Source organism: Simiduia litorea (genome assembly GCF_042853465.1).
In the GTDB taxonomy this organism is placed as follows: Bacteria; Pseudomonadota; Gammaproteobacteria; order Pseudomonadales; family Cellvibrionaceae; genus Simiduia; species Simiduia litorea.
Genome location: NZ_AP031497.1, coordinates 1,568,604 through 1,586,764 on the forward strand (window position 1 = coordinate 1,568,604; position 18,161 = coordinate 1,586,764).

Annotated in this window: 12 protein-coding genes and 1 tRNA gene; 4 read left to right on the plus strand and 9 right to left on the minus strand. The window is 48.6% G+C overall.

Features of this window, described 5'->3' with window-relative positions; all coding sequences use genetic code 11:
* Positions 1–48: 48 nt before the first annotated feature.
* From ACGHTT_RS06835 to ACGHTT_RS06845, 3 genes are all read right to left on the minus strand, one after another.
* Positions 49–2,541 carry a DEAD/DEAH box helicase family protein gene (locus tag ACGHTT_RS06835; protein ID WP_390594325.1) on the minus strand — a complete coding sequence of 831 codons (2,493 nt, stop codon included), beginning with the start codon at positions 2,539–2,541 and terminating at the stop codon, positions 49–51.
* Positions 2,542–3,363: 822 nt separating this feature from the next.
* Positions 3,364–3,882: a hypothetical protein gene (locus ACGHTT_RS06840; protein ID WP_390594326.1), complete on the minus strand. Its 519-nt coding sequence runs from the start codon at positions 3,880–3,882 to the stop codon at positions 3,364–3,366.
* 218 nt (positions 3,883–4,100) lie between these two features.
* A complete protein-coding gene (locus ACGHTT_RS06845; protein WP_390594327.1) occupies positions 4,101–5,414 on the minus strand; it encodes a DUF6538 domain-containing protein in 1,314 nt (437 codons plus the stop codon).
* A gap of 745 nt (positions 5,415–6,159) precedes the next feature.
* On the opposite strand from ACGHTT_RS06845, the gene ACGHTT_RS06850 reads away from it, so the two are divergent.
* On the plus strand, positions 6,160–7,389 hold the full coding sequence (locus ACGHTT_RS06850; RefSeq protein ID WP_390594328.1) for a dicarboxylate/amino acid:cation symporter: 1,230 nt from the start codon (positions 6,160–6,162) through the stop codon (positions 7,387–7,389).
* A gap of 82 nt (positions 7,390–7,471) precedes the next feature.
* Here the strand turns inward: ACGHTT_RS06850 and ACGHTT_RS06855 are convergent, their stop codons facing one another.
* Positions 7,472–8,311, minus strand: coding sequence for a 6-pyruvoyl tetrahydropterin synthase family protein (locus tag ACGHTT_RS06855; protein WP_390594986.1), 840 nt, complete (start codon positions 8,309–8,311; stop codon positions 7,472–7,474).
* Positions 8,312–8,438: 127 nt separating this feature from the next.
* On the opposite strand from ACGHTT_RS06855, the gene ACGHTT_RS06860 reads away from it, so the two are divergent.
* Positions 8,439–9,782 (plus strand): sensor histidine kinase, encoded by a 1,344-nt coding sequence (locus tag ACGHTT_RS06860; protein ID WP_390594330.1) that lies wholly within the window; start codon positions 8,439–8,441, stop codon positions 9,780–9,782.
* Between the two features lie 111 nt (positions 9,783–9,893).
* On the opposite strand, the gene ACGHTT_RS06865 is transcribed toward ACGHTT_RS06860, so the two are convergent.
* The gene (locus tag ACGHTT_RS06865) at positions 9,894–10,328 is read right to left on the minus strand and encodes a phosphate ABC transporter substrate-binding protein (protein ID WP_390594331.1); all 435 of its coding nucleotides are present in this window, start codon (positions 10,326–10,328) and stop codon (positions 9,894–9,896) included.
* 12 nt (positions 10,329–10,340) lie between these two features.
* On the minus strand, positions 10,341–11,525 hold the full coding sequence (locus tag ACGHTT_RS06870; protein ID WP_390594332.1) for a hypothetical protein: 1,185 nt from the start codon (positions 11,523–11,525) through the stop codon (positions 10,341–10,343).
* 313 nt (positions 11,526–11,838) lie between these two features.
* Between ACGHTT_RS06870 and gltX the strand changes: the two genes are divergently transcribed.
* The gene (gene gltX / locus ACGHTT_RS06875; RefSeq protein WP_390594333.1) at positions 11,839–13,341 is read left to right on the plus strand and encodes a glutamate--tRNA ligase; all 1,503 of its coding nucleotides are present in this window, start codon (positions 11,839–11,841) and stop codon (positions 13,339–13,341) included.
* Between the two features lie 99 nt (positions 13,342–13,440).
* Positions 13,441–13,516 (plus strand) — tRNA-Ala (locus tag ACGHTT_RS06880).
* A gap of 736 nt (positions 13,517–14,252) precedes the next feature.
* Here ACGHTT_RS06880 and ACGHTT_RS06885 read toward each other — a convergent pair.
* The 3 genes from ACGHTT_RS06885 to ACGHTT_RS06895 are packed head-to-tail and all read right to left on the minus strand — an operon-like array spanning position 14,253 to position 17,904.
* A complete protein-coding gene (locus ACGHTT_RS06885; RefSeq protein WP_390594334.1) occupies positions 14,253–16,199 on the minus strand; it encodes a DUF3732 domain-containing protein in 1,947 nt (648 codons plus the stop codon).
* On the minus strand, positions 16,196–16,684 hold the full coding sequence (locus ACGHTT_RS06890) for a three component ABC system middle component (RefSeq protein WP_390594335.1): 489 nt from the start codon (positions 16,682–16,684) through the stop codon (positions 16,196–16,198). The genes ACGHTT_RS06885 and ACGHTT_RS06890 overlap by 4 nt, the downstream gene beginning before the upstream one ends.
* A complete protein-coding gene (locus tag ACGHTT_RS06895; RefSeq protein ID WP_390594336.1) occupies positions 16,681–17,904 on the minus strand; it encodes an ABC-three component system protein in 1,224 nt (407 codons plus the stop codon). The genes ACGHTT_RS06890 and ACGHTT_RS06895 overlap by 4 nt, the downstream gene beginning before the upstream one ends.
* Between the last annotated feature and the right edge of the window lie 257 nt (positions 17,905–18,161).

An 18,161-nucleotide genomic window follows, 5' to 3' on the forward strand; every position in this document is an offset into this window, starting at 1 on the left:
TAATATCTAGTTATGAGTTCATTGAATTATAAACTTAATTGTAAACAATTATTTTTTCTTGGATGTATATTTTACAGTGTAAGTGCTCTCGAAGTCTGTTGCGCGTAGTTTATGTGCAATTAACTTTTCTCGTATTGCGGCTTGATCCCCTAGTTCGTTGTTGCTGGATATTGACTTTATGAAGCTAAGGGTGGATTTGCAGAATTCATCCAATTTTTCTATTGTCATAATTCGTGTTGACTGCTTCGGTGAAGCAGCGTATTCAAATGTATTGTATGGGTGAATTAGTATTGGAGTGTAGGAGCATGTTGAGTCGTATTTTTCCTCAAACCAGTTGCATGATCCGTTTAATTGGTTGCAATAATCTTTGCTAATAAATAGAGTTTTAGCTTCGTTTTTTGCTTCAATTACAAAATATTTAAGGTCTCCAATGCTCCAAAGTATGTCAGGTCCCTTTTTGTATTCTTGTTCAGGCCGCTGGCTTCCAAATCCTAGGTATGGCGCAATTTGTTTCATTGCTTCCTCAAAAATATTAGAGCTATTTTCTTTGAATTGTAAGTCTTCGATTAGTCCATTTAATGTGATTATAAGGTTGTTTGGGTCGCTGTGATTATTTTTCAGATAGTTGCTGCATGTGCTCGCTTGATCAAGAGTGTTGCCAGATATTTTGTGATACTGAATGCCGCTAATAGGTTTCAATATTCGTCGGTTGTTCGCAACGGCAGACATCTGAATTTTTTGAGCCTCAACTATGTCATACAGGTTTGTATATTCCGCAAAAATCTGTTTGATATAACCTTTTTCTTTTTCGTTTTTTATTTTATTGACTTGTGTTTCTAATGCTTTTGCTGCCAAATTTGGGTTGTTGTTTGAGGCGGAGTCGTAGGCTTTTCTGAAGGATATGATAACTTCATCCAAAGTGTTTTCTTCGGAATACTTTAAGCTAGCCAAGGCTCCTTTGCTCGCTGCAACCCATTTTTCATTTCTGGATAGGCAATAGTTTATTGTATCCGTGATGTCGTGAATCGGCTTTCCCTGGATTTGTTCGGATATTTGTTCGGATAGTTTTAGTTGGGCTTTGGTTGCTGGTGATAGTCTTTCGATTGCCCCTTGAGTATAAAGTTGTTTGGTTAAATCTCTTCCAACTAGAAATACCACACAGAAGTCATCGTTGGATCTGATTCCTCTTCCCATTCCTTGTTCAATTCGCTGGACTATTTGACTCGATTGCCTAGTGCTTCCCATCAAAATTCCCTGCTTAATTTTGTCTATTTTCTTTCTGACATCAGGAAATCCATCAATGATTAAAAGCCTGCATGCGTCACCAGGTAGATCAACCCCGTCATATCTATTAACTAGAACTACTAGACCAATATGTGCAGATTTTAATTTTTCAACACCGTCGTAAAGGTTGCTAGCGGTTAGTGTTAAATTCGATATGTCACTCCAGTAATTGGCGCGATATTGGGAGGGGACTATCACAACTACATTCATATTCTGAGAAGCGTGGTTGGCGTATTTTTTGATGTCTTCATCCGTTGTTTCTGTATTAATGACCTGAGGAAGCAATATCATTCTGTCACCTACATCACCGGCTGAATCGGGCACAATAGGTTTGTCTATTTGGTTCTCAGGTACTGCAAAATGACTCGATAGGATAGAGTTGTCAACTAATGTTGCAGTCATAAATATCTTTCTATCTGCATCAACAATGCTGGGTATCATATGAATTGGTATCGAATGTGGAGAAATTTCTATCCCACTGGAGCTGACCACGCAATGACTCAATTTGGGGTTTTCTTTTACTAAAGGCCAAGTGAATTTTAGGCTATCTTCTGAGCTGTTTTTAATAAGTATCTTACTTATTTCGCTGATTTTTTCCTGCCAGACCCAATATGGAACTTGCATGTAGCTTGTTGGGTCGCCATTTTCTATTTCGAGTGCTTTGGACTCACATTGTTCATGAAGTGAATTTCTGAATATTTGATAGAGTTGTGTAAAAATAGGTCTATCGGAAGGAATGTTAATCGTGAACTGGTCTTCAATCGTATCTAGGCAGGCGTGAGCGTCATCAATTATTAAGCTCGATATTTTTAGTTTCGACCCCTCGTCGCCAACACCAAATATTGACTTACCATTTACAAGCTTAAATATGTTAATAACTAATATAGATTTACCTGAAAGAAACCTAGGAGATTGAGGGTCGTCTGTTATTTCTACACCTAATTCATTTGCCGCATCGATTACCTGTTTTACTAGATAATTGTCCGGACATACGTAGACGGCAGGAGATTTGCCTTCATTAAGGCAGCTTTTGAGAATAAGTAGACCCACTACGGTCTTTCCGCTGCCTGTATTCATCTTTATTACAAGGCTGTTTTCATCTCTTCGGCCATGCCACTTTTCCCAGACTTGAGATTGCACGTCTCTAGGGTATTGAAATTTAACAGCATTTTTCTTTGGAAGTGCGTTAAAAATTTCCCTTGGCGGAAGTACAGTTTCAGCAGTATTTCCTGTTCCGATTTTACTAAAATCAATCATTTTTAATTCCTTTTAATGATACTTTTTTGCCTGTTATATGAATTATACTTTAGTGAAAGATAATTTTTTGAAGATGTTTTCGTGCTGTCTCACTCTGGCTTATGATTCTCAGCTTAGATCGCTCGTTTTTCCACCAGACCATCAATCTGAAGGAGTTGTCAAATATTGGGTTAGAATTACTTATTTTTAAACGGTATGCCACCAAAATTTTCTCGCAAGAGGGTATTTAAATACTCGCCTAGTATTTGAGAGTGTTTTGAGTACCCATATAGCTACAGGTGTGCGCTAGCTCAGTTTTAAGTTTGGCGTCTAAATCATCATTTCGGTGTTGGCCGTGCTTCCATCAGGATTGTCGCCCTGCTTGGGCTGGGGCGGCCTGTAACGGATGTGGTTGAGCGGTTGGACTTCGATAGAGGAGCATGTGTTGATTATTTCGTGAGTCGTCTTTAATCGCTTATTAGTTTTACTTTTTCGGCGAAGAGATTTCTGTTGACTCACTAGTAAATATACTCACTATTTATCTATAGATTATTTGGGAAAACTATTTTTATCGGATAATTACTGAGGTTACAGCAATAGGTAAGGTAAATATGAATGGCTTAACATGCTTTGTTTTTACGGTAATAGTGTGTATTTTTTATATTCACTAATGTCTAACCTAAGGCTATACAACAGCTTTCGCAATGCCAGCCTTTGGTTGTTCCAAGCTCAGTCCTTTACTGTATAGACCATAGGGAAGGATAAGGTTTCTGGTGTGCCTCATTATCCTTGCAGCCCTATTTTCGGGAATATCAGAACCCTCAGGGATACTTAGGTGCGTTTTTAAATTTCATCGCCACATGGCGAGTTTTCGTAAAAGCTGAAATCGTCTGTTTTTCTTTTTACCATTTTATTACTGGCAAACCAATGGCCTAAGTCGTTCCTTTCGAATGTCTGAACAACACACTTATCTAATTCGCTTTTCGCTACAAATTTAAAGTGGTCATCCTTTAGTGGGGTAAATGAAATTGCGATATAGCACCACTCTAATTGATCTGTTTTGTAATTTAGCGAACTTCGCGAGCCTCGTGTAAATAAGAGTGTTTGAAGTTCATTTCCTAAAAACCGAACGACCCTTTCTGTTTTTGGTTTAATAAAAATATCATCTAAAAGCCATTCAGGCTCTTCGCAGCTGGCAGGCTTTTTATATCGCGCCATGCTTAGATCTTCTAAAGATTCATTTGAAACAGTAATGTAAGCAATATTGCCCTGTTCAATAGAGGGTTGTAAGTATGCGGGTGGTGCACAGGCGATCAATACGACAATAATCGGTAACAGAGTGATCGCTTGATATGGTTTCATTCTCATCTCTTACAGTTAAATTCAGGGTCGGTGACTATATAACACATCGCGTCAATATTTTCGAAAATAAGTTGCGCAGGTAAAAGCTGATATTTGTAAGCAATGATAAATCAAAATGCTAGGGTTGAATATTCCAACTTAAAGGTCTATTAAGTTATTCTGGTTCTTACTTTAATGAAAGTCGATAACGCTAGGATTATTGATATAGCTAATTCAACTTATGGCCAGACAACAGCTTTCTCAATGTCAGCCTTTAGTTGCTCCAAGCTCGGCCCTTTACTGTAGAGGCCATAGGACAGGCTTAGGTTTCTAGTGTGCCCCATTATCCATACGGCTCTGTTTTCTGGAACGTCTGCGCGTTCAAAGCCAGTGCTCAGGTGTACACGAAAGCTGTGGAAGCTTTGTTTTCTCTCTGATATCCCGAGTTCTTTTCTCTTAAATTCGCCAAACTGTTTGCTGTACTTGTCTCCGCATTTTCCATCTCGTCGCTTACTTTCTAGGATAGGGAAGAGGAGGTCTGATGAGCCAGAGTCACGTAACGCCCTAATGTCCTCAACGAGGGTGCTGTGTATCGGGATTTTTCGCATAGCGTTAACGGTCTTACCTTTGTAGGTCGCTCGGTCTTTATGTGCGATCCAAAAATATAGTATGCCATTCTCTTCTAAAACCTGCGCACGTTGTAGTGACGCTAGCTCTTCAATGCGGCAGCTTGTCGTGTAGCCAAGCCTTGGCATGTAGTAGCGGTGGTAAAGCTTTGGATGATTTTTATACTTCTCGGTTAGCTCGAAAATCGCTTTGAGCTTGTTTGGCGGGAACATGTCATAGGACTCTTGATCACCGCCTTTGATAGTGTGTCTTTCAAATGGGTTAGGGTAGTCATCCGGTATTAGACCATCATCCATAGCAACCTTTACACAGGTAGATAGCATGGAGATTATGCCTTTGACTGTGGCACTCTTCCGATGTTTACCAGTGTCCTTAATGAAGGACTTAACGGTTTTGCGAGTCACGGCCTCAATGGTGATGTCGTCCTTGCCTATGTACTCTAAAAACACTTTAACGGCTCGGTTGACTTTCAAAACAGTAGAGCGAGAACGTGCGTTACCTCGATCTTCTAGGTAGGCCTTCAGTGTGTCTTTTAGGCTGCACTTTACCAGCTCTGAGACGTGCCCTAGGTATTCGACCTTAAGAGCTTCCTTGAAACTGATATCAAAGGGATCAGTTGGTGTCTTGTCTTCCACCGCTGACCAAGCAGCCGCTAAGTCTTCGTGGTCTGTTTTCTTCATGTTTTCAAGGTGAAGCCTGAAGAGTGCCTTGGGATCACCAGCGTGGGCGCTTCTTACTTCCTCTACGACCTTTGAGCACTCAGCTAACGCTATGTTTCTCCGGTGCTGTGCTTCCCGTAAGCTTTGCGTTTGCAGGCTCTTGGTGAGATAGGTCTTGCCGTCGAACGCGTCTTTACAGTCAGACGGAACGCGCCAATTGAACAGCCAAATGCCACGGCGCTGTATGAGGTGTTTTGTGTCTGACATCGGTGCTCGTTCCTTCAATGTTGACACAAATGTTGACACAAATGCTGGCTGAGCGCTAGATAATACGCGGTGTCTGGGGTTAAAGGGTGGTTGGCTTAGTCTCCCCCCCTCTCCGCCATTACAAGTAAAACCCCGCTCGTCAGAGCGGGGTTTTTTTGTATGGGGTAGAAGGGTTGGATGAGAACCCCTGTTCGAGCCGGAGCGAAGCGGAGACCCGCAAGCGCAGCGCCGCGCATCCCCCCCTCTCCGCCATTACAAATAAAAAAAGCCCCACTCGAGAGAGTGGGGCTTTTTTTATTTGTGCGGAGCAGGGGTTGGTTGAGAACCCCCGCGGGTTCGACTAAAACGGCGCTTTTCAGCCGTTTTAGGACGCCGAAGCGAAAGCGCAGGCGCCCCGAAGGGGTGGGGCGTTAAGCCCCATCCATCCCCCCCTCTCCGCCATTACAAGTAAAACCCCGCTCGTCAGAGCGGGGTTTTTTTGTATGGAGGAGGGTTGGACGGTAGTTCCTGCGCGTTCATGCGTATGCACTTATGCAGGGCAATAGCCTTTGAATTCGATTGAGCAGCGCTTTTCAGTTGATTTAGGGTGCCGAAGCGACAGCCTAGTTCGGGTACTCGGCGTTTCAGCCGGCCAATGTCGATAGTAAGAACCCCTTTGGCGATATCGCATTTCCCCATTGGGCAAACACGGCAAGCATTCGTCCTATAAGCTAGATAACAATACACACTTAAATTAGAGGTGCACATGGCGGGTTTTAAGAGCGCAATGACCAATGTAGGCGTGCAGGTGGTCATCGCAATGGTTGTAGGAACAGTCGTCGGCGCAATTATGGGGCCCTCGGCATCCATGTTTGCGCCCTTAGGAGACCTGTTTATCTACTTAATTAAGATGTTGGTTATTCCGTTGATTGCCATCGCCATCGTATCGGGTGCCGCAAATTTAGGCGGTAGCTCAGCGGCGGGCAAATTGGGTTTAGCTACTTTTGGCTTTTTTATGGCGACGTCGGCGCTTGCGGTGGCCTTGGCCTTGCTCGCCGGCGAGCTATTTAGGCCGGGCGAGGGCGTAGACCTTAGCGCGGCGCAACACTTATTTTCCAATGAGCTGGCCGACAAGGGCGGCGTACCCGGTTTCGTCGACACGGTGCTGGCCATGATTCCGACCAATATCTTTCAGGCGCTGAATCAGGGCAATATTCTTCAAATTATGGTGTTTTGCCTGTTTCTCGGTGTTGCCCTGTCGCGCCAGCCAGAGGCCAATCGCAAGCCTTTGATGGCCGGTTTAGATACCTTGGTTAGCGCCTTTATCTGGATGATTAATGTGGTCATGTGGTTGGCGCCTTTAGGTGTATTTGGCTTGATGGCCGATGCTGTGGGCACCTTCGGCTTTGCCATGTTAAGCCTCGTGATGAATCTGTTTATTGTGTACGTGCTGGCCATTTTGGTCTTTGGCTTTGGCGTTTACCCATTGTTGATTAAGCTATTTTCTGATCAGTCTCCGCTCGAGTTTTTGGCCAAGATGAAAAAGGCACAAGCGGTAGCGCTGTCCACATCCTCTTCAATGGCCACTTTGCCGGTTACCTTAGAGGTGGTTGAGGAAGAGCTAAAAGTGTCCAAGCCGACCGCAGCATTTGTGTTGCCTCTGGGTGCAACCATTAATATGAGCGGCAACGCGATTTATTACGGCTTAGTGGCGGTGTTTTTTGCCCAGGTGTTCAACGTGGACTTAGGCTTGCCTGCGTATCTGGCAATCATTTTTACCGCTACCTTGGGTGCGATTGGTCAGGCGGGCGTACCTGGGCCATCGTTTCTGGTGGTGGCGGTATTGCTGGCCGCGGGTATTCCCATCGAAGGCTTGCCGTTGTTGTTTGCCCTCGATCGAATTTTCGACATGATTCGCACGGCTTTGAATATTACCGGTGATGCCGCTTGTGCTGTTATCGTGGATAAAATAAGCCAGCCTCAAACTGAGCGCTAGCTATCTTAATGGCGTGTATGGGTGTGTGTGCTTAGGGCTTGTCGTAAAGTCTTGGTGCACACCGCGGGTGTCGCAGAAGCGGTTATGTTTTCGCTTCTGCAATGGCGCCTTTATGCAGGCCTTCAAAGGCTTGTACGCGCACTGTCTTGCCAGGGTTTTCCTGCGCTAAGGTGTTGGCGATGTGTTGTGCAAGCCACTCTACTGTGGTGTCAGTGTTGATCATATAACACTGGCTTTTTGGCATGCTCAGTTCAAACGGGCCCTGAGCAGAGACGTATTCAAAGTGCAGATGTTGGTCACTTTTGACCAGATCCTCGTCCGAGCCTAAGTAAATGTCTTCCCAGCGCTTGGCCCAATCTGCTTCTAAGTGCGTCGCTTTTGCGCCATCTAGCCAAATGTTAATTCTCGATCTATGGCCATGGGCGATGCGTTGGCAGTTGCCCGCGTGCTTTTTAAGGCCATGAGAGTAATGGTAGAAAGCGCCATCGATAGTCTCGTCGGCGAAGCTGATGTCCAGTCGTGCAATCGAGTCGGCAAAATGTTGTTTGAGCTGAGCTATGCACCAAGTTGCAACGCTTTCTGGCGTGATTTCCGTGGTTTCTATCAGCGCTATCGCCTGCGCAGGCGATTTACAGCTCAGCTGTTTATCCGTGCCGTAAGCCCAGGTTAAGCTAATGTAGTCGTCCTGCTGCTCGATCGTTAGGTTTGGTGCTAATGTAGGCACCAGTAGGCAGTGATCGAGTTCTTTATCGAGGAAGTGGCGCAGTAGGCGTTTCACGTCGCCAAAATCACACACCATGCCCTGTTCATCGAGTGCGCCTTCGAGTGATGCGCTGGCGAGCCACGTTTCACCTAACATGCCACGCTCGGTGTGCAGGTAGCTAAAGTCTACGTTGGTCAGGTTGTCGACAAATAAAAGCATGATCATAGGGTATTGGAGGACGGCTGTGCATAATACCGTTGTCGGGCCGCTGCTGCTACTGTTGTCGTCACCGGTGAAGTGTGCGGCATAAGCTAAGCTTTCTACAGATGATAAAAGGAGGTTGATATTGGCAGCGTTTATTCGGTGGGCACTTTACGCAGGTGATGACCCGGCAACCTTGTCTGCGGTAGAAGCACGTCAATTAAGCTTATTGCGCAAAAGTCAGTGGTTGGTTTCTTTTCTCGTTTTTGTCTTTTTATTCATGGCTGTACGTCAGTGGATTGAGTACCGCGTATGGGGCTTGTCTGTGGCTTGGAGCTTAACCCTTTTAGGGCTTTTTTTGGCTTACCACAAGCCCGCTCGCGGCGCGGCGTTGCATCTCAGCATGTTGGGCGCTTCGGTCGCTATCCTTACGGCTTGCTTAACCAATGGCGGGCTCGGCAGTGTGGCCTCTGCCTGGTTGCTTTATATTCCTCTTATTGCCGGTGTCATGGGTGGTATGGGCGCGGCGAAACACTGGATTTTTTTTACGCTGCTGGCTTTCGGTTTGCTTTGGGGTTTTGAATTCTTGGGATTTAACGCGCCCAATCTGACGCTACCCGCTTTTCAGTATTGGCAAGATCGGCTTCAGCAGCTTATGCAAGGTGTTGCAGTGGTTTTATCCCTAATGGGCTTGATTGGTCAGGTGGAGCTGTCTGAATCGACATTGCTAAAATCTATCGATAGTTTGCACGAGGAGGTAAAGGCACGAATTCAGGCAGAGCAAAAGGCCGTCACCGCAGAGCGAAAAAAGACAGCATTTTTTACCTCGATGAGCCATGAACTGAGGACGCCACTAAACGCCATCAATGGCTTTACGGCTATGCTGATCAAGCAGCTTGGCCAAGGAAAGGGGATAGACGCACGCGGCGAAGATGCATTACAACGGGTTTTGGCGAACGGTCAAGATATGTTGGCGCTGGTCAATAATTTGTTGGATGTGGCGAAGGCGAATGAGTCTGAACTGCTAATACATAAAGAGTACTTAGACCTAAACGTGCAAATAAACGTTTTGATGGGCGATCTTGCTAGCTTAGTGAACGCTGATGTTAGTTTTCAAAATGTTTCCGATAAGACCTTGATGATTAAAACCGATAAAGGCCTTTTGCGTCGCATATTAGTTAATCTGTTCGGCAATGCTCTCAAGTTTACCAAGCGGGGGTCGGTGCAGATAAGTTGGGTTACACAGGGAGTGTGGTTGCAAGTTAAAGTTGTGGATACGGGGTTGGGCATCGCCGATGAAGAGCGCGACCTAATCTTTGAGCCCTATACCCGAGGCGTAAATCAGCACCGCGCGACAGGTACGGGCCTTGGGTTAATGTTGAGTCAGCAGTGGGCTAAAATGCTGGGTGGGAAAATCGAGTTTGAATCTTGCTTAGGTGAGGGCAGCACATTTTCACTGTATCTGCCTCGAGAAATTATCGAGGTATAACGTTTGTCAGCGCAACAGCTTTAGGGGTTGAGTAGGTTTGGTTTGGCGGGAGAGTGGATTTTAAAATAAAAAAAGGCAGCGAAAACGCTGCCCTTTTTTAGTCGGTTCCAGTTAGAACTGGAACACAACTTTTACGCTTGCATCCACATCGGCTGTATCGATATAGCCGATCAGTGATGGGTTTTGCGCGATCAACTTTTTCACGTCAGCGCTAGCGCCCACTTCTTTCGGAGGTGTGCCTTTACCGGTGAAAAGTAACTGAGCCCAGTAAGCTTTGATTTGCTGATCGTTCTTTTTCAGAACGGTAGAAACAAAAGCGCTACGGTTGGCAGAGCCGTCGGCTTGATCCACAGGTATCGCTTCTGAGCCATCGGGGAAAGACTTTTTCTTGCCTAGAAATACGCGAGAAATATCGTCTTCGCTCATGCTGTTAGCGTTACCAGGGTGAACCACTACCGCCACGCCAGACCATGCTGCACAGCTCATTAGCACTGTGGCAGCAAACACTAAACGGGAGGCAATCTTCTTGGTGAAAAACTTTTTCATGTTAATCCTCCCTTAGAATACTGAGTCAATTGAGAAGCGCAATGTGCTTGCGTCGCCATCCACTTCATTGCCGCCATCGGTATCGTAACTACGAATTGAGTAGTCGATTTTGAAAGAGGCAGAAGGGTGGAAGTTGTAACGCATGCCTACTGTGACCGTGTCGTTGGTACCTTCAGATGAATCTGCTGCGGCCTCAGCTCCTCCAACTAAGAGGTCAAGCCCGGTGTTTGTAGGGAACGGTATGCCGTCAGTGATTCCCTCTACACGCGTATCTTCTTGAATTTCATAGGTGACATGGAACATCAGGTCATTAAAGGTTTTGCCAATGGTCAGGTAGGCAGAGTCTTGGTCTGCAATGAAGCTATCAGCTACCTTAATTTGCGTGGCTTCACCAGCAAATAACCAACCGGCTTTATCAACTTTAAAGCCAAGACCTACGAATGACCCTTTGTCATCTCTTACCGCAAAGGCGTCAGCTTGGCTGGCAAAGCCTGCGCCTGCGAGATTTGTCTCTAGAAAATCTAGAGAGGTGTTGCCAATCGTTGTATCCGCTTGAAAGTAGGCGGCACGCAAGGTTAGCCAATCATTGTTAATGGTCCATGCACCACCAACTAAGTTGCGCAGATCTGCGTTTGACTCTAGGCCTGAAATGATAAGTTCATTTGCAGTACGGCCCATAACCAGCTGTAAGCCCGAGTCCCAGCTGCCCATCGCACCATTAAACTGAAGGTTTGCACCTTCCATGGTGGAGAAGAACAAGTCGTATACTGACTCTGGTGGACGAATCCAAGGGTAGGCGTAGCCGACGTCTAAGAAATCTGAATACTGGTAAAAAGGAATACGCAGTTTGCCGACGTTAATACGCGAAGATTCACCGAAATCGTAGGACACGAAGGCCCATTCCATTTCGACGTTGAAGTCATCAGAGCCGCGAGCAATGGCTTGCGCGGTTACCGAAAGGCCGTTACCTAGGTTGCTAGAGGCCTGCAGCGCTAGTTTTGACTCTGGGCGGAAATTAAAGTCATCGTCATAGCCGTAGAGACGAAGCTCTTGGCCATCATCGCGCTCCGCTTCGCTGGTGCTAATGCCGCCAGTAATAGAAGCGAAGCCGTTCCACCGAATATCGGCTGCATTGACGTTAACTGCCAAGGCCGTTGCCATGCTAGCAACCGCCGTCGCAAGTAAGGCTTTTTTCATAGTCGTACTCTCTCGTTTGATGTTAAGAAACAGGTTAGATGAAGAACGTAAAAATTGCGTAATTTAGGGCAAGTTTTTATGTCAAAAAGATAAGTAGAAGCTACTTTTGTGAACCTGACTCTAACTTCCATGACGGTCAATTGGCGTTGTGCGCGGATACTAAGAGTCACGGAGACTCTTGTCAAAATATTGGCCGTGTTTTTTTGTGACTGATTAGTCATTGTCGATGCCGTTCACAAAATGCGTATAATGCCGCACCCGGCCATTTTCAGTGGCTGAACCTAATTGTTAGCACAGATCGGAAACTAGCCCCATGACTGTTCGCACTCGTATTGCGCCATCGCCGACCGGCGATCCGCACGTTGGTACTGCCTATATTGCCTTGTTTAACTACTGCTTTGCCAAAAGCCAAGGCGGCGAGTTTTTACTGCGTATCGAAGATACCGACCAAGTGCGTAGCACCCCCGAATCGGAACAGGCTATTCTCGATAGTTTACGTTGGCTAGGCCTCGATTGGGACGAAGGCCCCGATGTAGGTGGCCCTCACGGCCCTTATCGCCAAAGCGAGCGCAGCGACATCTACCGGAAATACTGTGATGAGCTGCTGGCCAAAGGCCATGCTTTCAAATGCTACCGCACCCCCGAAGAGCTTGATGTGCTGCGCGAGGCGCGGCGCGAGCAGGGTGGTTTTGCCGCCATTAAGCCGAGTGAATTGGCCTTAGACTCAGCAGAAGTGGCTAAGCGCGAAGCGGCAGGCATGCCTTACGTGATTCGCATGGTGGTGCCCGAAGGCGAGGGCCCTTGCCCCGTCGACGATTTATTGCGCGGTACCATCGAGCTAGATTGGGGGCAGGTGGATGCCCAAGTACTGCTGAAGTCCGACGGTTTACCCACCTATCATCTGGCCAACGTGGTGGACGACCACTTAATGGGCATCACCCACGTCTTGCGCGGCGAAGAGTGGATTAACTCGGCGCCAAAGCACAAGTTGTTGTACCAATACTTCGGCTGGGAAATGCCGGTATTGTGTCATCTACCGCTATTGCGCAACCCCGATAAATCAAAACTCAGCAAGCGCAAAAACCCAACCAGCATCCTTTATTACAAGGACATGGGTTACTTGCCAGAAGGCCTACTGAACTACCTTGGTCGCATGGGCTGGTCTATGCCCGACGAGCGCGAGAAATTTACCCTGCAAGACATGATCGATAACTTCGACATCAATCGCGTCTCCCTCGGCGGGCCGATTTTTGACGTGGAAAAGCTCGATTGGCTCAATGGTATGTGGATTCGCGAGAATTTAAGCCTCGAGCAGCTAGCTGAGCGCCTACACCAGTGGATGTTCAACAGCGAGCGCCTAGCGGCACTCTTGCCCCACGCGCAAACCCGCATGAACAAGCTCACCGACTTCGCGCCGTTAATGAGCTTCATGGCCGCCGGTCAGCTGCCTCTGACACCGGCCAGCTTTGCCGAGGTTAAAATGGACGAAGACCAGCTCAAGAGCGTGCTGCAATTCGCCCTGTGGCGCCTAGAAACTCTGAGCCCCTGGAACAGAGATGCCATCTTTAACGAGCTGAAAACCCTGGCCACGCAAATGGATATCAAGGTTAAAGACTTTTTAACGCCACTGTTCATTGCCATAGCCGGCACCACCGCGTCTTTTTCCGTGATGGACTCCATGACCTTACTGGGGCCTGATATGAGCCGAGCGAGACTGCGCCATGCGCTGAACAGCGTATTTGGTGAAATCGGCAAAAAACAGGCGAAAAAGCTCGAAAAGGCCTACGAACAGCTGGGCAAAACCGAGTCTCTTTAAACGCTAAAAGTCTTCATAAGGTTTTGATTTATAAAGCTTGACAGGCAAAGGCGGGGTGATACAATGCGCCCCGCTTTCGCAAGAAGGCCACCCAAATTTGGGGCTATAGCTCAGCTGGGAGAGCGCAACACTGGCAGTGTTGAGGTCTGCGGTTCGATCCCGCATAGCTCCACCATATTAAAAACCCTCGCGTGAAAACGCGGGGGTTTTTTTATGGCTGGCGCTATGCGGGTGAGAATCGCAGATAGCGGTTCACAAAATTGCTGGGAGCAATTTTGGGCAATGGCGTTTTTCAGCCATTGGGCCGCAGGCCCGAGCACAGGGTGAAGCAAGCGTTTACAAAGCACGGCTTTGTGCGCAGCTGAACGACAGCAATCTATGATTGTTGGCCGGCCCCGTAGGGTGCGAGTCCATCCCGCAGGCGGTGTGGCACAAGCATGTTCATTATGCAGGTTTCCCCGAGCGCAGGGGGTTGGCGCTTTACCTGATGATCCCGCCCAATTAACCATGCGTGGCGCCATTAGATACTTGTTCATTTTCTTTGTGTGGCCAAAGAAAACGAACCAAAAGAAATCCACCCCGGCTGCGCGCCCTAACGGGTTCGTTCTCTCCGGGCGAATTTTGAAGGTCGCCGGCGACCCGCCATCCATGTCGGAACGTCGCTCAAATGGGTGTCCTACCCATTTGCCCTCCAAAATTCATCCTCCTCTCACCACTTCGCAAGGGGCCCCAAAGGCGGTACTTCGTAGCCGAACTTGGGAATAAATCAACGACTTAGAGGCCCGCTAATAACGCGGGCTTTTTTGTGCCTGAAATTTAAGTCCATATTAAGTCCAAATGCAGGGCGTAAAACGCAGCGGCTCGAAAAAAGGGGCTCTCCAATGAAAGTGAGGGGCGGCACAGGACATGGATCACTGGTCTTGCCAATCCTCTGGAATCAGCGCGGGTGGCTTGGTCCACGGCTCCTCGACCAGCGCATCCTGGAACCACTGCTCGCGTAGGTTCGCATGTTCAGTGACGATCAATTGGAAGCCAGGGACGTCTTCTTGGGTGAACTTAAGCAGCAACTCGAACAGCCGACGCACTGCATCGAGATCGGCATCCTTTTCGGTGTTCTGCACCGAACCATCGGCATCTTTGTAAGTTTGTTCGGACGGAAAGTAGACTTGAGTAGGTTGGTCGATCAGCAAGAAGCGCGGGATCGGACAGTTGTTCTCCGCCGCGTACAGATGTAAGGCGAGTAGCACCGACAGATGATAGGCCAGATGATTTTCGCCGCCGCCGGTCCGACTCATGGGCACAGAGCGCCCCGGCCGATCGAAGATGATCGTCAGCTGCGGCAGGTTGAGTCGTGCAGGGTAAGGCGCAAATTCGGCGTTGAACTTCTGGATGTATCGCCACGCCTTTGCGGAGATGTTGCTTAGGATCGAGGTCAGGCGCTCGTTGCTGTCGTCGGCGCCAATCTGTTCTTCAAGCTGCTTAACTTTATTGGTAAGACGACGATTCTCAGCTTCCAGTTTGGCAAGGTCTTCATTCGGGAGAAGTGTTTCTAAGAAAAGGCTGATACGGCCGACCACGCGCGCGGCCGCGTTGTTGCGGTTACCCATTTGGGCGATAACTTCGTTGGCCGAGATCGCCGCGGACAGTTCTGCTTCCTTCTGCTTGATATGTCCCGCTATTCCATCCGCCTTGCCGGTCTGGTCCGCTAGGTAGGTTTCAAGCTTAGGGCGCTGGCCGGTGGCGATGCGCAATTCCTTTTCGAGTGATTCCAATTCGTTGAGTAGGACAACGGCGAGAGGGGACTCCAGCGCCAAATTCCGTTCGCTGAACGGCCATTGCCACTCACCGCTGTCGGGGTTCTTCGGCAGCGCATTGATTGAGGCGAGCCGGTTTATTTGTTCTGCTGCTTCACTTTCGTAGCCGCCTGCACGTTTAGCGAACTGTCGCGCGGCGTCGAGCCGGGCCTGAGCGTCGCGGCGATCCTGGCGCAACTGGGCAATCTCATCCTCTAGAAGCGAAACGCGACTGCCATCGTCGTCCGGCACTGTTTCGGGGTTCCACGACAGTGCTGACCTCAATGCATTGATGATTCCCTCAGCATTTTGATTCTCGTCTGTGTTTCCGATGACCCCAACAGTCTTTGCTTCCGAGTAAAGGCCGATAGCTTGCTCATGCGATGTGCCGACGGCGTCGCGCGCCTTCTCCAGCTTCTTGTTGCTGATTCTCATATCTCGTTGCGCTATACGCAACTTAGATTCCAGCTCATAGCGGTCATTCGAGGAGACCCCGAGCAGGATCGGCAGCGTGTCACGGATCGCCTGCGGCTGGAACTGCTCATTCTGTCGATAGAAAAGTTGGTCCTTATTGGCGACTAGCCCCTGCTTTTGGAACAGGTAGTAGAAAGTGTGCTTGACGTTCGCGTCGTAGCTATCGCGGCTTTGCTCAAGTGCAACCTGGGTGCGATTCTCGGGAATGCCGAGCAGGCGTGACAGCAATTCGACGATACTGTCATCGTCAGTGTTTACCATCAACTCCCTGAACTCGGGCGCCTGCAATTTTGGCCCCCTTCGCAACATTACCGTGCTGCAACTAGCTCCACCGCTAGGCGGGGTCGGTTTGGCTACCAGCATCTGTTCTTTCTCGAACTGATAGATCACGCAGAACCAGGCCACCTTGTCGCTGATGATGCCTTCGGGGACGTTGAACGAGGAACGTCCCATGCAGTATTCGATGATGTCCGAGAGCGCGGACTTGCCGGTGGAGGAGCGACCGGTGATAACATTGAGTCCGTCTACCTTAAACCCAAGATCACGGCGCTGACCATCATGGCTGTAGACATGGATAGATCTGATTTTCATGGTCGAATCCCGAAAGTTGTGTAAACAGTCGCCCGGTCGGCGATGCGTGCGAATTCCTTTCCGACAATGCGAGCTACTTTCTGGCAATCGACGGTTTCAGCGGTTCCATTAAGGGCCTTGCGCACTTTCTTGGGCACGGTCTTGATACGACCGTCTTCCGCTACTGTGATGCAGCCCCTTTCCATCAGCAGCCCAAAACCCTCGAACGCATACGGCAGCATCTGAGTGACTCGGTCGGCGAAGCCCACCATAATCTGCTGGTTCCTCTCTGCAGTCTTGATTAGATAGCTACGTGGACTGCTTGCTATCGCCTCGCGCGAATCCTTGTGCAGGCAGAGGGGCAGGACAAGCAGTGTTAGGGAAAATGGCATGCCGCGTGCGTCTCCTTCCTCATATCCGTTCAATGCGCGGGACAAGACAAGGCCGCAGAAAGCGGGGTTGAACAGGTTCCGAATCTCGAAGGGGCGCTGATCCCATCGCTTCACGGGGTCACCCCCAGCGCTTTGCCGAGGCGATCGAGGAATCTGGGATGCCAATACACCTTGGGTTCTGGCGTGGCATCCGCTAGGATGTGGAAGCTTCCGCGAAGGACGTATGGCTCCGCCACCCGTGCGCGGATGCGGAGAGATTCGATCTTCCCTGTCTCAAATTCTGCCCAGTTATAGAGGGTGGAGCCGGCTTCGCGTAGTGCCTCTTCCCCGCTGTCACCATTCAGCTTCTCGAAAACGACATCTTTGTAGCGACCCCACTCATCGGCGAGGCGGTCTTCATACTCCTCGACCTCTCCCAACGCGAGCAGATTCTCGCGCGCCCAGGCTGACCGTTGATCGAACGCTCGGTAGTAATCCAGAATCGCGCTCCTGATCCGATTCGAGGAAATGCCGATCTCGCGCAATTGCGCCACGAACAGGCGCGGGTCAGTATCAGTGTCGATCTCGTGAGAGGGCATTTTTCCACGGAAGGTGATAGGCAGGTTATCTGCCTTGTATTCCTCGGCGAAGTTTGAGAGTTTGTCCGATACCTCGTTACCGAAGATCCCTTCGGGCCTCGCGCCAGTCAACTGTTGGATCACGGCATTGGTCCACCAGCCCTCCATTCGCTCGAAGATGAATTCGCGGTGCTCGCGTCGAATGCTTCTCATGTGCTTATTCCTTATTAGCGCCGGGATGTCCCCGATGCGTGGGCTGCCATCGAGAATTGTGATGCGTTCGAGAAAATCCTGTTTATCGGGATCGCTCAGCTCGTTGAAAGCTGTGGCGATTGGCAAGATGAGTTTTGATGTCGATTCGGCAAGCGCGGCATCGGCAAGTTCGGTCAGCGTTGTCTCATCGCCGGTGGCGACGGGCTGATCGGGAAGAAGACGGGCTAGGAACGAGCTTTTCGACACTGTGCCGGTGGTGAACAGAAAGAACCGCAGATTCGAAGTGGCACGGCCATTCCGTTTGTACCGCGTAAGCCAGATGTTGACGGACTTCCAGAAATCCGCCGAAAGGTTGGTCAAGCTATCGCCAATCGCCTTGTGTTTAAGTGATGCCAAGGACTTGCCTCCCTCGTCGTCGATGAAGTCGAGATCGTCGTCCTTTTCCAGGAAGATGGCAGTGTCTTCCGGCAATTGGAGAAGTTGTAGCAGGGCGAGACGCGCTTGATAGATGTATCCCAAAGCTTGCTCGCCAGCTGAGAATTGGTCAGTGGTTTTTCCTGTCATCGGTTCAATCGCTACTTAGCATGTGTGTACCATCGATGAAATTGCCGTCTTGTCGGCATTACGCATCCAAGATTAAGCAGTCGTAATCTAGCGAAGGCCGTTCAGTGGAATGCGTTGTTTGCATTAAACTATTGTGGTTGACCCGTTTAGCTTTTTTATAAGAACTTGGTTCAATGCAGTCACTTATTTTAATAAATATCAGGGTCAAATAAGAATTAAACCCAATCAGCACAGCTTAATTCTATCTGATCAAATTG

Bases quoted from the DNA above. Each gene is read 5' to 3' on its own strand.
- ACGHTT_RS06835 (WP_390594325.1), bottom strand. From the start codon at position 2,541: ATGATTGATTTTAGTAAAATCGGAACAGGAAATACTGCTGAAACTGTA.
- ACGHTT_RS06840 (WP_390594326.1), bottom strand. From the start codon at position 3,882: ATGAAACCATATCAAGCGATCACTCTGTTACCGATTATTGTCGTATTG.
- ACGHTT_RS06845 (WP_390594327.1), bottom strand. From the start codon at position 5,414: ATGTCAGACACAAAACACCTCATACAGCGCCGTGGCATTTGGCTGTTC.
- ACGHTT_RS06850 (WP_390594328.1), top strand. From the start codon at position 6,160: ATGGCGGGTTTTAAGAGCGCAATGACCAATGTAGGCGTGCAGGTGGTC.
- ACGHTT_RS06855 (WP_390594986.1), bottom strand. From the start codon at position 8,311: ATGCTTTTATTTGTCGACAACCTGACCAACGTAGACTTTAGCTACCTG.
- ACGHTT_RS06865 (WP_390594331.1), bottom strand. From the start codon at position 10,328: ATGAAAAAGTTTTTCACCAAGAAGATTGCCTCCCGTTTAGTGTTTGCT.
- ACGHTT_RS06870 (WP_390594332.1), bottom strand. From the start codon at position 11,525: ATGAAAAAAGCCTTACTTGCGACGGCGGTTGCTAGCATGGCAACGGCC.
- gltX (WP_390594333.1), top strand. From the start codon at position 11,839: ATGACTGTTCGCACTCGTATTGCGCCATCGCCGACCGGCGATCCGCAC.
- ACGHTT_RS06885 (WP_390594334.1), bottom strand. From the start codon at position 16,199: ATGAAAATCAGATCTATCCATGTCTACAGCCATGATGGTCAGCGCCGT.
- ACGHTT_RS06895 (WP_390594336.1), bottom strand. From the start codon at position 17,904: ATGACAGGAAAAACCACTGACCAATTCTCAGCTGGCGAGCAAGCTTTG.